The organism is Treponema sp. TIM-1 (assembly GCF_046533115.1).
Classification (GTDB): Bacteria; Spirochaetota; Spirochaetia; order Treponematales; family Breznakiellaceae; genus JAIRMO01.
On record NZ_JAJQRC010000002.1, the window covers coordinates 119,876 to 133,365 of the forward strand.

The following is a 13,490-nucleotide window of genomic DNA, read 5'->3' on the forward strand; positions in this document are numbered from 1 at the left end:
ATAATTTGGGAATGAATCCCCAAGGGGTCACGCCGGTACGTATTGAGGTATTAGCTCGGCGAAGAAGTTCCGAACCCGTACCGGCAGAAGCCCCGGCTCCAGAACCGCCTCCGCCACCTCCACCGGTAGTAGCGGCAGCTCCGCCCCCGGCTCCACCCCCCCCTGCTCCTGAACCCGAGCCTGCGCCCGCGCCGGAACCCGTAGCGGCACCAGCTCCTCGACCGGCCGGTGAAAGCTCCGGTATGGTAAGTCAAACTACTATTCATATTTATGGTCTCCAGCCTTACAGTCCTGAGGCCGGTTCACCGATAGGACCCGGGCTCGTTGCCCCGGCACCATCGGTCGTTGCTCCTGCGCCGGCGGTCGTTGCCCCGGCACCGGCGGTGATTGCTCCCCGGCCCGCAGTAATTGCCCCACGGCCCGCAGTAATTGCCCCACGACCCGCGGTAATCGCTCCCCAACCGGCGGTGATTGCTCCTCAACCCGCGGTGATTGCTCCCCAACCCGCGGTGGTTGCTCCCCAACCGTCGGTCGTTGCTCCCCAGCCCCGAATATCTTCCCCGGGTTTTAGGTCCAGTGGCGAATCAGGCTGGGTTTCTCCGACGGTAGTCTCTCCGACAACCGTACAACCCACAACGGTAAGACCCTTAACCGTAGAACCGATAACCGTAAGCCCCACCATCGTGGAACCGACCATTGTGGGACCGACAATGGTGAGCCCCACAACAATAGGACCAACAATGGTGGGACCGACAACCGTGGGGCCAACAACAGTGGGACCGACAACCGTGGGACCGACAACCGTGGGCCCCACAACAATAGGACCGACGACGGCAGCACCGACAACGGCGGCGCCTCAGGTTCCAAGCGTTAATTACGGATCCGGTGTCGGAAGATTCCGCCTGCAGGTTGGAATCTTCGCCGAGGAATCAGCCGCCCAGAGTATGGTTATTCGGCTCAGAAATGTGGGGCTTAATCCTGCTTATGAAATTTCCAACAATTACTACCGGGTCGTTATTGCCGGGGTACTGGCGACGGATCTTGATGCCATAACCCGACGCATAAATGCTGCGGGCTTTACGGATATCCTTATCCGGACAGAACCGTAAGCCTATCCTTTCCAGGGGGACCCGTCAGGGCTTTAAGCAGGATTCGTTCCAGCTTACCTTGGGCGGGGGCCCCATAGATCCGTTCTGTGCGGCTTAAAGAAATTTTTTTGTCCAAAACTATTCCCCCGGGCGGATGGGTCAGAACCAGAACCCGTTCCCCAAGATAAATGGCCTCCCGGGGATCGTGGGTTACGGCGAGGGCCCGACGCTTTTCTTTTCGGATAAGATCCAGGAGTATATCCATAAGTTCCAGCCTGAGGGGAATATCCAGGGACTGAAAAGGTTCATCCAAAAGGATGAGTGGACCGGGGTACGCAAAGGCCCGGGCCATGGAAATCCGTTGCCGTTCTCCCCCGGAAAGTTCATCCGGGTAGACCCCGGCTTTATCTTCCAGGGAAACCAGCTCTAAAAAATACCGGGCCCGTTTTTCGGCTTCCGCTTTCCCCAGAGGACCTTCGATGGGAATCATCACGTTTTTCAAAACCTTATACCAGGGGAAAAGCCGGGGTTCCTGAAAAATAAAAGAAACCGCCTCTGTTTTTCCCGGATCTCCCCCAAGACGGATCTCTCCGGACCGGGGTTTTAAAAGACCGGCTATGAGCCGCAAAAGGGTGGTCTTACCGCAGCCTGAAGGACCCAGGATCACTACAGGGTTCTCATCATCCAGATCCAGAAAAATATTTTCAAAGAGGGGATTTTCGGTAAATGAAAAGGATACGTTTTCAAGAGAAAAACCCAGAGGCTTCATGAGATACCGCCTCGTTTTTTTACGACCGAAATGAGCAGGCTGAGAAGGGATTGGGAAAGGGCCGCAGCCAAAACCGTGGCTGCGGTCCAGGCAAAAAGCTCCGGCGTTTCAAGCTGGGCCTTAGCCTGCTGCATCCCCGTTCCCAGGGACCGCACGGGCTGTACCAGCACCTCAGCAGCCACCACCACCTTCCAGCATAGGGAAAGGGAACTCCGGAGTCCCCCCAGGATAAAGGGGACCAGGGTAGGGATATAGAGCCGCCTGAGGGTTTCGGCCCGGGACAAGCGGTAGACCCGCAGGAGTTCGACAAGCCGGGGATCCACCGCCCCTATCCCGGTCATGGTATTGGCGGCCATCACGGGGAACACCATGAGAAAGGCGGTAAATATCGGGGTCCGTTCCGAACCAAGCCAGAGAAAGGCGATGAGGATCACCGCCATTACCGGGGTAGCGGAGATAACCGAAAAAAGGGGCCGAAAAAGGGCCGCGGCCCGTTGGTCAAGCCCCGTGGCGATCCCCGCCAAAACTCCCAGGGGTACGGATATAAGGATGCCTAAAACGACCCGGACAAAACTATTCCCCAGGGAACGGAGAAAGGTTTCGGTGGTAATGAGGGTGGCGAACCGGATAAAAACCGGCAATGGCCCCGGAAAAAGCAGGATACTTCCTGAAAACCGGGAGGCGAGTTCCCAGAAAAAGAGAAGAAATAGAACCCCTAAAAATCCGAATACCGGGAAATATCCCCCCGGCTTGTTATTTTTTACCATCCCCTGCTAAGATTCCCTCCTCCGTTATCTAACCCTTTAGAGGGTATAAGTGGTTAGAGCTTAAGATAAAAACTATCCGGCGGCAGGGCGTTGCCAATTGCCGCCGGGGAAAAATCCAGGAAGATCTTAAAAAGGGCTTCCAGGGAGGCCCTGGCCTCTGTCGCAGGGATAAACACGTAATTACTCCGGGGTATGGCGGCGCTTACCACGGCGGCCCGGAGGCCCAGATCGTGTTTCTCCACCAAGGCCCCTGCTTCTCCAGGATGAGCGATAACCCAGCGGATAGAATTTTCATATTCCGCCAGAATGGTCCTTACCACATCGGGCCGGGACCGGGCAAAATCGGCATCTACCACCAATACCGTCATGGGAAAATTCCCTTTACCCCCGGCCTTGATCCATTCGGCCTCGATATCGGCAACTTCCCGCAGGCCGGGCTTTCCTGTCCGGGCCATGGTGGCGAAGGGTTCCGGGAGCAGGGCGGTAGCGATCCTTCCCGCAATCAGGGACTGCGCAATTTCCGGATAGGCCAAGGCATATCCCAGCTGTATATCCCTGCCAGGATTTATCCCCCGGGAGAGGAGAATCCGCCGGAACACCAAATCCGGGGTTGCCCCCTGACCGGCCACCTCCACGGTCTTCCCCCGGAGATCCTCAATCCCCCGCACCGCCGGATCGGAAGTTAAAAGACTTAACATCCCCGTCCCTACCACCGCGGCGATTTGCAGGGGCTTTCCCCCGGAGGCTATCTTGGCCGCCACATTAGGGGGCAGGATCCCGACCTTGGCTTCCCCCGAAAGAAACCGGGCCGCCAGGAGATCCGCCTGGGCCAGGGCTTCCAGGCGGATATTCATCCCCGATACTGCCGGGGGATTTTCAAAAAGCCGGATCATCCCCACCCCGGAGGGTCCTTTAATGCCGTATATAGTCAGGGACGATTGGGCGCCGAGAAAAGCCGCAAGACATCCGAAAATGAAACAAAAGAACAGACCATGTTTAAATGATTTCATGTTTTTCACTCCTCTTATAACGGTAATATATCAAAGTTGTTATCATTCCGACAAGTAAAAGAAATATATTGAGGATAAAGGGCAGATTACGGGAAATACCGGAAAGGATCCCTCCTATCCAGCCGAAGGGAGAGGTGGAAAACATGATGATCATGTGCTGAATCGCCATTACCCGGGCCCGTTCGGCAACGTTCACATGGAGGGCAACCAGGGATTCGGCAAGCATGGCCAGGATTCCCGCGCCGAACCCGTCAAAGACCAGGGACAGGCAGAGTATCCCGTATTTTAAGCTCCCTTCCACCGGGGTATTTATGAGAATAGTCTGGCCTGCCATATAACTGGCGAAACCTAGGAGCAATGGAGTTCGTAAACTTACCTTGGTAAGGTGGGGAATGACCGTAAAGAAAAAAACGAGGGCGATGATGGAACGCAGCATGGGGAAAAAGGGCAAAAGGGAATCGGGAACCAAGAGTTTTTTACTAACAATAACCTGCCAGAAGGTAATGTTGATCATCCCCACGGCGCCCACCAGGGCGGTGATAATAAGGGCGAAGATTGTTCCTTTGGACTTCCCCATGATCCGTAAAACCCCGCCATACCCGCCCAGGAGGGAGAAGATACTTTTTCCCCGGGTTTCCCGGATCCGTATCATCCCGGTACCGGTTTCTTTGGAACAAATAAAGAGGATTATCAATTTAATGGTCATCACCACAAAGGCGTTGGCATAGAGGATCCTAATAGCGGGAACCAGGGTGAACCGGGAGACCAAAATAGACGAAATAGGGGCAAAAAGGGCGGAAAGCTGAGCCGATACGATTACCAGGGAGTAGATCCGGGTGATCTGGCTTTTTTCGGCATCCTCCACCATGAGGCAATCCCAGGAGTTGGTAGTCACCTTCATAATGCCGTTAAAAAGGGCGGCAACCAAAAAAAACCAGAAATTCTCCGCCCGAATCCAAATGAGACAGGGAACGGACCAAGCCAAAAAATCAAAGATGGCAGTGGTTTTTCGTCGGCCGAGCTTATCGGTAATGGCGCCGCTTAAAAAGGCAAAAATCACCTGGGAAAGCATATACACCGAGGCGATAAACCCAACTTCGACATCGTTCAGGCCCACGGCGAGCATATAAACCGACGCATAGGGCAGACAGAGGTTCATCGAAAGCCCCCAGAGGGGTTCGGTATATACACAAGCCCGCGGATTTCCCCGGAGGCTCACCAGCGTTTTGATAAGCGGATTATTCATGTTGTTATATAGGGGATCCTACCCCCGTTTAGACTCCATTATCTTAAAAATTAAAGTTTTGGATACTAATCCTCTCGAATAAAAAAACGCCGGAAAGCTCCGGCGTCATCGTAATCGAAAAGAGTTTTACCTGGTACCGGCCTTGGTCCCCCGCTTTCCGGTCCTGCCCGGTGTTTTCGCTTTAGCGGATTTAACAGGTTTATCCGCTTTAGCGGCTTTACGCACCTTTTCTGTTTTACCCGTGGAAGCCTTTTTATTGACCGGACCCGGAGTTGTGTTGTTAATCACCGCTTGGGCTCCCGCAAGCCGGGCAAGAGGTACCCGGTACGGGGAACAGGAAACATAGTTTATTCCCGCCCGGAAACAAAAATCAATGGTGACGGGATCGCCGCCATGCTCCCCGCAGATACCCACATTAAGATTGGGATTGACCTGGCGCCCCTGCTCCACGGCGTTCCGGATGAGGAATCCTACCCCTTCTTCGTCAATAGACTTAAAGGGGTCCACATCCAGGACCTGATGCTGCAGATAGGTGGGCAAAAAGGAGGCCACGTCATCCCGGCTGAAGGCAAAGGTCATCTGGGTAAGATCGTTGGTACCAAAACTGAAAAAATCCGCATATTTGGCAACATGCCCCGCTCGGAGCGCCGCCCGGGGCACCTCTATCATGGTGCCGATTTTGACCTTGAGTTTTACCCCTTCCTGCTCAAGAACCTGCTTTATCACGGCCTCCGCATTGGGGCGGATCAGTTTTAATTCCCGAGCGGTAACCACGATGGGGATCATTATCTCCGGATCCACGGGAATATTTTTCTTGATACAGTCCACCGCGGCCAGGACAATGGCTTCAACCTGCATATCGTAAATTTCAGGATATGTTATGGCCAGACGGCAGCCCCGATGTCCCAACATGGGGTTTATCTCATGAAGCTTTTCAATCTTGGGCAGAAGTTTTGCGGGTTTTATATTAAGATAGGCCGCAAGCTCCGCAATTTCCTTTTTGGTCTGGGGAACGAATTCGTGCAGGGGGGGATCCAGGAGCCGGATGATCACCGAACGGCCCTCCATGGCACTGAAGATGCCAAAGAAATCCTTCCGCTGGAGGGGGAGTATCTTCCGTAACGCCTCTTTCCGTTTTTCTACCGTATCCGCCACGATCATAGCCCGGAAGTGGATGAGTTTTTCCTTCTCAAAAAACATATGCTCCGTACGACAAAGTCCCACCCCTTGGGCGCCGAAATCAAAGGCCCGTTTGGCATCCTCGGGCTGGTCCGCATTGGTCCTGATCTCAAAACCCTTAATCGACCCCCGTACCGAAGAAGCGCGAACATCGTCACACCAGCTTAGGAAAGTTTTCATGTCATCGGATATTTCCGGGACCGCCAGAGGAAGCTTTCCCTCATAGACAAACCCGGAAGAACCGTCAATGGTAATCCAGTCCCCTTCCTTAAAGGTCTTGCCGCCGATGTTCACCTTTTTTCCCTGTACCTGTACATCCTTCGCCCCGGCCACACAGGGGGTTCCCATACCCCGGGCAACCACCGCCGCATGGCTGGTCATGCCTCCGGTGGAGGTGAGGATCCCCTGGGAAACCACCATACCGCCGATATCCTCAGGGCTGGTATCCTGCCGGACAAGGAGTACCTTCTCTCCCCGGGTATGCCAATCCTCGGCTTCTTTGGCGGAAAACACGATCCGGCCGCAGCCTGCCCCGGGAGATGCGTTAAGCCCCTGGGTAAGGGAGCGGGCATTCGTAAGGGCCGCGGGATCGATCATGGGATGGAGCATCTGATCCAGATGCTCAGGGGTTACCCGGAGGATCGCGGTATTTTTATCGATCAGTTTTTCGGCGACCATATCCACCGCGCATTTAACCGCAGCGGCTCCGGTCCGTTTGCCGTTCCGGGTCTGGAGGATAAAGAGTTTTCCCTGCTGGACGGTGAATTCCATATCCTGCATATCCCGGAAATGTTTTTGGAGCCGGTTCTTAATATCCACCAACTGTTGGTAGATCTTTTTGTTTTCCGTCTCCAGGGTGGCGATCTTCTCCGGGGTTCTAATCCCGGCCACCACATCCTCCCCTTGGGCGTTCATGAGGTATTCCCCATAAAATTCGTTTTTGCCCGTGGAAGGATCCCGGCTAAAACAAACACCGGTTCCCGAATCATCACCGAAGTTACCGAACACCATGGACTGAACGTTGACCGCCGTACCCTTGATATTTTTAATGTTATTAAGCTCCCGGTATTTGATGGCCCGTTCGTTCATCCAGGATCCAAAAACCGCGTTTATGGCTCCCCAAAGCTGATCCAGGGGATTCTGGGGTAATTCCTTACCCACATGGTGTTGAATGATCTTTTTGTATTCCTCCACCAGTTCTTTCAGATCTTTGTCGCTGAGATCCTTGTCAAGATTTATGTTCCTGGCTTTTTTTATGGAAGTTATGGCCTCCTCAAAGGCAGTGTCGGGTACCTCCATAACCACTCCGCCATACATCTGAATAAAACGTCGGTACGCATCCCAGGCAAACCGGGGATTACCGGTTTTTGCCGCCAGACCCAAAACAGCCTCATCGTTGATCCCCAGGTTAAGGATAGTATCCATCATACCGGGCATAGATACCGCGGCCCCGGAACGGACCGAAACCAACAGGGGATCCTCGGGATCTCCTAATTTTTTCCCCATGGTCTTTTCGAGTTTTTTTAGGTTTGCCAGAACCTCTTCCTCAAGGCCGGCGGGATATTTTTTTTTGTTTTCATAATAAGCGGCACATACTTCGGTAGAAATCGTAAAACCCGGAGGCACCGGAATATTCAGACTGGTCATTTCCGCCAGATTTGCCCCTTTACCGCCAAGGACATCCTTCATCTTGGCGTCTCCTTCGGCCTTCCCTTCACCGAAGAAATATACATTCTTTTTCTTTGCCATTCATTATCCTCCTTCTTTATTATAAAGAGAGATAAGAAAAAAAGAAAGCCCTCCGGTTATCGGGTAATGTGCTGGATTGAATTACCTCTTTGTGGTATGATAAGGGAGGTTATAGCATAAATGAATTATTTGGAACTTCCCGTTTACAAACATAAGGATCTTATCCTTACCGCTCTCGCGGAACATCAGGTGGTGGTGGTGGAAAGTCCCACCGGTTCAGGAAAAACTACCCAGCTCCCCGTGATCCTCCATGGAGCAGGATACAGCGGACTGGGTATGATCGGAGTTACCCAGCCCCGGCGGATTGCCGCGGTTTCGGTGAGCGAATACATCGCCCGGCAGATGGGCACTTCCATACCGGGCCTGGTGGGATATAAGATGCGCTTTGAGGATAAAACCGACGAATCCACCCGGATCAAGATCATGACCGATGGGATCCTCCTTCAGGAAATGAAGCTTGACCCCTATCTTTCAAAATACGGCTGTTTGGTGGTGGATGAGGCCCACGAGCGGAGTCTTAATATAGATTTTATCCTGGGCCTTTTAAAACGGGTTCTGGAAGTCAGACCGGAATTTAAGGTGATTATTTCTTCCGCCACCATCAACACCCAGGTTTTTTCTGAGTATTTCGGGGAATGTCCGGTGGTAAAAATCGATGCCGTTACCTACCCCGTCACCCTTATCTATGATCCCCCTCCTCCGGTGATCCCGATGGAAAGGAAGGACCGGTACCGGAAGGACGGCGATTTCTTCGGTGCCAGCAGTGAAGATGTCCTCCTGGATAAAATTGTGATGATCATCGAACGGATTATCGGTGAAAAACGGGAAGGGGATATCCTCATATTTCTTTCCGGAGAAAAAATAATAAGAATATGTATGGCCCGGCTGGGGATGGGGCTGGCGGGAAAGTATCTGCATCTGGTCCCCCTTTATGGAAGGCTCGGTAAGGATGAGCAGGAACGGGTTTTTGATCCCGCCCCCAACGGTAAAATCAAGGTGGTAATCTCCACCAATATCGCGGAAACCTCGGTTACCATCGACGGGATTACCACGGTGATCGATTCGGGACTGGCAAAACTCAACTACTACAACCCCCGAACCTTTACCGCCAGCCTAATCGAAGGGCCGGTCTCAAAGGCATCGGGAAACCAGCGGAAAGGCCGGGCGGGCCGTACCCGGGAGGGTATTTGTTACCGGCTTTATAGCCGGAAGGACTTTGAAAACCGCCCCCTTTTTACTACGGAGGAAATTTTCCGTACCGATCTGTCCGAAGTGGTCCTCCGTATGGCGGATCTGGGGATTAGCGCCTTTGAGGAATTTGACTTTATTTCCCCCCCCAATCGGGAAGGGCTCATCGCCGCTATTGAAACCCTGAACTTGCTGGATGCCCTGCTGCCGGACCGGAGCCTTTCTAAGATCGGAAAAATGATGACCGAATTTCCCCTGCCTCCCCGGCAATCCCGGATCATTGTGGAAGCTATCCTCAGGTATCCCCAGGTTACCCAGGAAACCATCATCGCGGCGGCTTTCCTCTCGACCCAGAGTCCCTATGTGCTGCCCCCGGGAGAGGAAAGCGATGCCCGCAAGGCCCACCATGGTTTTCGGGACAATATGGGGGATTTTGTCTCCTACCTTAAACTGTACCACTCCTATAAGGCGGCTTTTAACCGGACTAATTTTTGTGAAAAAAACTACCTGGACGAACGGGCCATGGCGGAAATCGCCAATGTCACGGAACAGTTGGAACTGATCGTATCCGGTATGGGAATTCCTATTCTCTCCGGCGGGAGTAATGAGGATTACCTTAAGGCCGTAGCCCGGGGGCTCATTCAATTCGTCTGTGTCCGGGAAGGTAAGGATATGTATCGGAGCCTTACCGCAGACCGGATCCTGATCCATCCCGGTTCGGTAATGTTCAGAATGGACCCCCAATACATTGTGGCCGGGGAAATCGTACGGACCTCCCGGATGTACGCTATGTCGGTCTCTCCCCTGTCCAAGCAGGCTTTGGAGGAGATAAGCCCCCAACTTTTTGAAAGCCTGGGGGGGAGATCCCAGTTAACCGAAAAGGGGACTGCCCTTCCGGAAAAACGGCTCAAAACAGCCGGAGACTTTACCAATACCATCAAGATCGGCGACGAAGTTTTCGATATCGAAACCTTCAAAGGGAAAAAGATGGTAAAACTCTCCTGGGAACGGCTTTCCAAAATCAAGGGGGAGATAAACGAGGCTATGTACAAGGGATTCAAGGGGATGGTCATTGTTGGGGGGATTTATACCCTGCTGGCGGGAGAAAAACTCAGCCTGATCCTCTCCCTTGCCCCTTCCCTGGACATAGATGGAGCCCTGACCCGGACCTGGCCCCGGAAGGAACAGTTTAACCTCCGGGAAAACCCCATCGCGATTATTTCCCGCCTTCCGGACCTGGTAAATCCCGCGATCTGGAAGCAGGGGAAAAAAGAGTTAGGCTTTATCGGTCTTTTTACCGATGGGAATGGAAACTATTGGTTCCGGTGTTCCCGGGGTTTCTCCACCGGCCTCAACGAAAGCCTGTCGGCCCTGGAAACCCTGATCGACGATCTGGGTGACGAGGCGGACGCGGAAACCAAACGTATCGTAAACCAGACCTACCGGCGGCTTTCGGAATACCTCTAGGAACAGTTTTTTTGAAAGAGCGGCTGGTCCCCCCTAAGTGAATTATCGAATAGGCTTAGGGGATTCATCTTTCTTTATGTTCCAGTTCCTCAAAACAATCCATCAAGAAAGGATCCAGAAACAGAAGCCCTTCCCGGGTAAGGGCAACTTTGTCCGGCCTTACCAGCCCCCGATCCCACCACCGGGCAAGGGTTCCGGGGATACACGTCGCAATATCCCGGCCAAAACGCCGGATAAAAAGTTGGGGATCCGGGCCTTCGATGGAACGGAATCCCATAAGGCACGTCTCCTTCATCAAGACAATCCGATCCAGGGATTCCACTAAAATCAGGGGCTTTTTTTTCAGTGGGGACAGAGCTCTGTCCCCACTGAAAATTCGGTCCTCAACCGGGGTGTCGAGGTAGGCATCCACATCCGCCATGACGGTATAACGGGTCCCCCGGCCTACCCGGTCATCAATAATCGTTCCGGACGCGGCCGGTCCCAGACCGAGCCAATTCTCCATTCGCCAGTACCGGATATTATGGAGCGATTCCTTTCCCGACAGGGCAAAATTGGAGACCTCGTACTGACCATAACCCGCCCGCTCCAGGGTGTCTCGGCCCATAAGCCAGAGCCGGTCCGCCTCGTCCACCGGGGGAAGGAATGTCTTAAATCGGGGGTCCGCCACCAAGGGGGTCCCGGCTCCCGGGGTAAGCGCGTAGAGGGAAATATGACCGGGGGTAAAGGACAGGAGTTTTTCCAGGTCCCCGGCCAGCACCTCCCGGTCCTGGCCGGGGAGCCCGGTGATGAGGTCCGCGGAAAAGGCGGCGCCAAAGTATTCCCGAACCAGGCGGAGCCGTTCCGGAAGCAGCGCCCCCTCCCCGACCCGGTGGACCAAGCGGCGGGAAGGCTCATGGAAGGTCTGGACCCCCAGGCTGATCCGGGTTACCCCCCCCACCCGGCAGGCTTCCAGAAAGGACCCGTCCGCGGACTCGGGATTTGCCTCTACCGTGATCTCCAGGGGGGAATTCGGCATGAGGGAACCCAGACCAACGAGGAGACGGGCTATCCTCATCCCTCCCAGCAGGGAGGGGGTCCCCCCTCCTATATACAGGGTAGGAACCCGGCGGATACCGAAGACGGTTAGGATATATTCCGCATCGGCCAGCAGGGCGTCCACATAATGGTCAAGCCGGGGATCCTCGGCCTTAACGGGAATAGAATAAAAATCACAATAATCACAGGTCCCGGCACAGAAGGGGATGTGGATATAAAGGGAGCAGGGCCCCTCAAGGCCGGCCAAGGCGGTTCAGGGGCCAATACCGGAAAAGGACCCTGCCGGTGATAAGGGCTGTAGAAACAGGCCCCCAGGTCCGGGAATCGTTGGTATTGCTCCGATCATCGGAAAGGACAAAACACTCATCATCCCCCAAAACCCTGGGATCTATATTCCCCGAAAACGGGAGGGATTCATCCCACAGGGCAGGTACCTGGGGTATGGTAATATCATAGGGCCGGTCGGATAACTCAAATTCGGTATAACTATAGGTATCATTCTGGGGTTTTACCCGCAGAACAAATTGGGTCATGGATATTTCGTCCCCCGGTAGGGCTATTACCCGCTTTACAAAAACATGTTCTCCCTGATCGGTGATATTTACCTGTTGGGCCGTAAAAAATCTGACCAGAGCATCCCAAAAACCGATAAAAATATTTTTCTTTTCTTTCAGTGCCATGTCCACCAAAACGATGTGGCCCCTGCGGAAGGGGATGGACCGGTTTGTCCCGGTGTTTTGGAGGATCAACCGGTTAAATCCAAAGGAAGAAAGGATCAACCGGTCCCCCCGGTGAAGTCCGGGCAGCATGGTTTCATTTTCCAGAACCCACATGGAAAAGAAAAAAACCGTTACCAGGTTATACAGGAGAAAAAAGACCACAATCCATATAAATATCCAGCGTATAAAAAGCCATTGACTTTTTTGAGCGGCATAAGAATATTTGCGCCATTTATTGAACATACCCTAGTTCCTTACCCGATTACCGTATTAACCCTATCCGCCGGAGCGGCCAATAAATAACAGAACCCTTCCCCAAGACCTTGGATAGCCGGACCGGATTAAAATACCGCCCATCCCGGGAATTATCCCGATTGTCCCCCAAGGGGAAGATCCTGCCTTCGGGAATATACCACCCCTGAATATACCGGGCCAGGGCTAACCTATAACGCTCATCCTCAGGATGGGCGGCCCGGAGTAATTCCAGACGGCACTGTTCATGATAAAGATAATCGGGGTAAGACCAGTCGCGGGCGGCGGTAGCAGCGGCGATGAGGTGTTCCGGGGAGGGCAGTCCCAGGTTATTATAGGCGGTAAGTTTTCCCGCTGCCGCCAAGGCCGGATAGTCCGATGGTTCCATCAGCCGGCTAATGTGGTAGTTAAAATTCCGGCCCACCGCATATTCCCGTTCCGTAACCCATCGGTCCTCCCCGGCAAAACGGATCCGAAATTCTCCCTTATCCATGATAAACCGGTCACCGGCCACCCCCACCGCCCGTTTTATAAGGAAATGGGCCTTGGGTTCCCCGGCTTCATCCCGGTCAATATCCACAAAAGACAGAGTAAGCATATAGATGATCCGCTGGGCAATGTCAAAAGCCGGCCCCCGGGAAATATACGAAGGATTTTCAAATATAATAATGTCGTTTCGTTTTGGTTTTATGGGACTGGGGAGTTTTCCCAAGCCCGGAAGTAATTCAGGGCCGTATAGGATCTTATTGACGAAAATCCGATCTCCGATAAGGAGGGTATCTATCATGGAACCCGAAGGGATCTGGTAAGCCTGTAACAGGTACTGGTTAATGAGGAGCACCACCCCGGCCGCCCATAAAAAGGCTTCAACCCAATCCAGAAGGGGATTTTTTTTCTTTTGTTTTTCCCTTTTGATCCGCCGAATCCTGCGCCGCCGGCTGAGATAGGCTTCGGTAAATTTCTGAACCTGATCAAAAAAAAGCATCTTATTGGTCATGTATAAAAAAACTATCACGAA

The 13,490-nt window shown here is 53.3% G+C and carries 11 protein-coding genes and 1 pseudogene; 2 read left to right on the forward strand and 10 right to left on the reverse strand.

The genetic code is table 11. The features are described from left to right. Positions 1-27: 27 nt before the first annotated feature. Both LQZ21_RS02030 and LQZ21_RS02035 read right to left on the reverse strand, forming a co-directional pair. Positions 28-210: a hypothetical protein gene (locus LQZ21_RS02030; RefSeq protein ID WP_411042574.1), complete on the reverse strand. Its 183-nt coding sequence runs from the start codon at positions 208-210 to the stop codon at positions 28-30. A gap of 268 nt (positions 211-478) precedes the next feature. Continuing rightward, positions 479-814 carry a hypothetical protein gene (locus tag LQZ21_RS02035; protein ID WP_411042575.1) on the reverse strand — a complete coding sequence of 112 codons (336 nt, stop codon included), beginning with the start codon at positions 812-814 and terminating at the stop codon, positions 479-481. 88 nt (positions 815-902) lie between these two features. Here LQZ21_RS02035 and LQZ21_RS02040 point away from each other — a divergent pair. Beyond that, a pseudogene (locus LQZ21_RS02040) lies at positions 903-1,109 on the forward strand (SPOR domain-containing protein); the annotation flags it as partial. Here the strand turns inward: LQZ21_RS02040 and LQZ21_RS02045 are convergent. From LQZ21_RS02045 to ppdK, 5 genes are all read right to left on the reverse strand, one after another. Next, entirely contained in the window at positions 1,090-1,857 is a 768-nt protein-coding gene (locus LQZ21_RS02045) for an ABC transporter ATP-binding protein (protein ID WP_411042475.1), read from the reverse strand. The pseudogene LQZ21_RS02040 and the gene LQZ21_RS02045 sit on opposite strands and share 20 nt — an antisense overlap. Further along, positions 1,854-2,624 (reverse strand): ABC transporter permease, encoded by a 771-nt coding sequence (locus tag LQZ21_RS02050; protein WP_411042476.1) that lies wholly within the window; start codon positions 2,622-2,624, stop codon positions 1,854-1,856. The genes LQZ21_RS02045 and LQZ21_RS02050 overlap by 4 nt, the downstream gene beginning before the upstream one ends. Before the next feature lie 53 nt (positions 2,625-2,677). After that, positions 2,678-3,634 (reverse strand): ABC transporter substrate-binding protein, encoded by a 957-nt coding sequence (locus tag LQZ21_RS02055; protein WP_411042477.1) that lies wholly within the window; start codon positions 3,632-3,634, stop codon positions 2,678-2,680. Continuing rightward, positions 3,621-4,880 (reverse strand): MFS transporter, encoded by a 1,260-nt coding sequence (locus LQZ21_RS02060; protein WP_411042478.1) that lies wholly within the window; start codon positions 4,878-4,880, stop codon positions 3,621-3,623. The genes LQZ21_RS02055 and LQZ21_RS02060 overlap by 14 nt, the downstream gene beginning before the upstream one ends. 126 nt (positions 4,881-5,006) lie before the next feature. Continuing rightward, the gene (ppdK, locus tag LQZ21_RS02065) at positions 5,007-7,808 is read right to left on the reverse strand and encodes a pyruvate, phosphate dikinase (RefSeq protein WP_411042479.1); all 2,802 of its coding nucleotides are present in this window, start codon (positions 7,806-7,808) and stop codon (positions 5,007-5,009) included. Positions 7,809-7,928: 120 nt separating this feature from the next. Here ppdK and LQZ21_RS02070 point away from each other — a divergent pair, with 120 nt between their 5' ends. After that, positions 7,929-10,463, forward strand: coding sequence for a helicase-related protein (locus LQZ21_RS02070; protein ID WP_411042480.1), 2,535 nt, complete (start codon positions 7,929-7,931; stop codon positions 10,461-10,463). Between the two features lie 64 nt (positions 10,464-10,527). Here LQZ21_RS02070 and LQZ21_RS02075 read toward each other — a convergent pair whose 3' ends face one another. Genes LQZ21_RS02075 through lepB (LQZ21_RS02085) form a run of 3 tightly spaced genes read right to left on the reverse strand, consistent with a single transcriptional unit; the run spans position 10,528 to position 13,469 of the window. Continuing rightward, positions 10,528-11,748, reverse strand: coding sequence for a coproporphyrinogen-III oxidase family protein (locus LQZ21_RS02075; protein WP_411042481.1), 1,221 nt, complete (start codon positions 11,746-11,748; stop codon positions 10,528-10,530). Further along, positions 11,735-12,463: a signal peptidase I gene (lepB, locus tag LQZ21_RS02080; RefSeq protein WP_411042482.1), complete on the reverse strand. Its 729-nt coding sequence runs from the start codon at positions 12,461-12,463 to the stop codon at positions 11,735-11,737. The genes LQZ21_RS02075 and lepB (LQZ21_RS02080) overlap by 14 nt, the downstream gene beginning before the upstream one ends. A 19-nt stretch (positions 12,464-12,482) precedes the next feature. Beyond that, on the reverse strand, positions 12,483-13,469 hold the full coding sequence (lepB, locus tag LQZ21_RS02085; RefSeq protein WP_411042483.1) for a signal peptidase I: 987 nt from the start codon (positions 13,467-13,469) through the stop codon (positions 12,483-12,485). Positions 13,470-13,490 lie beyond the last annotated feature (21 nt).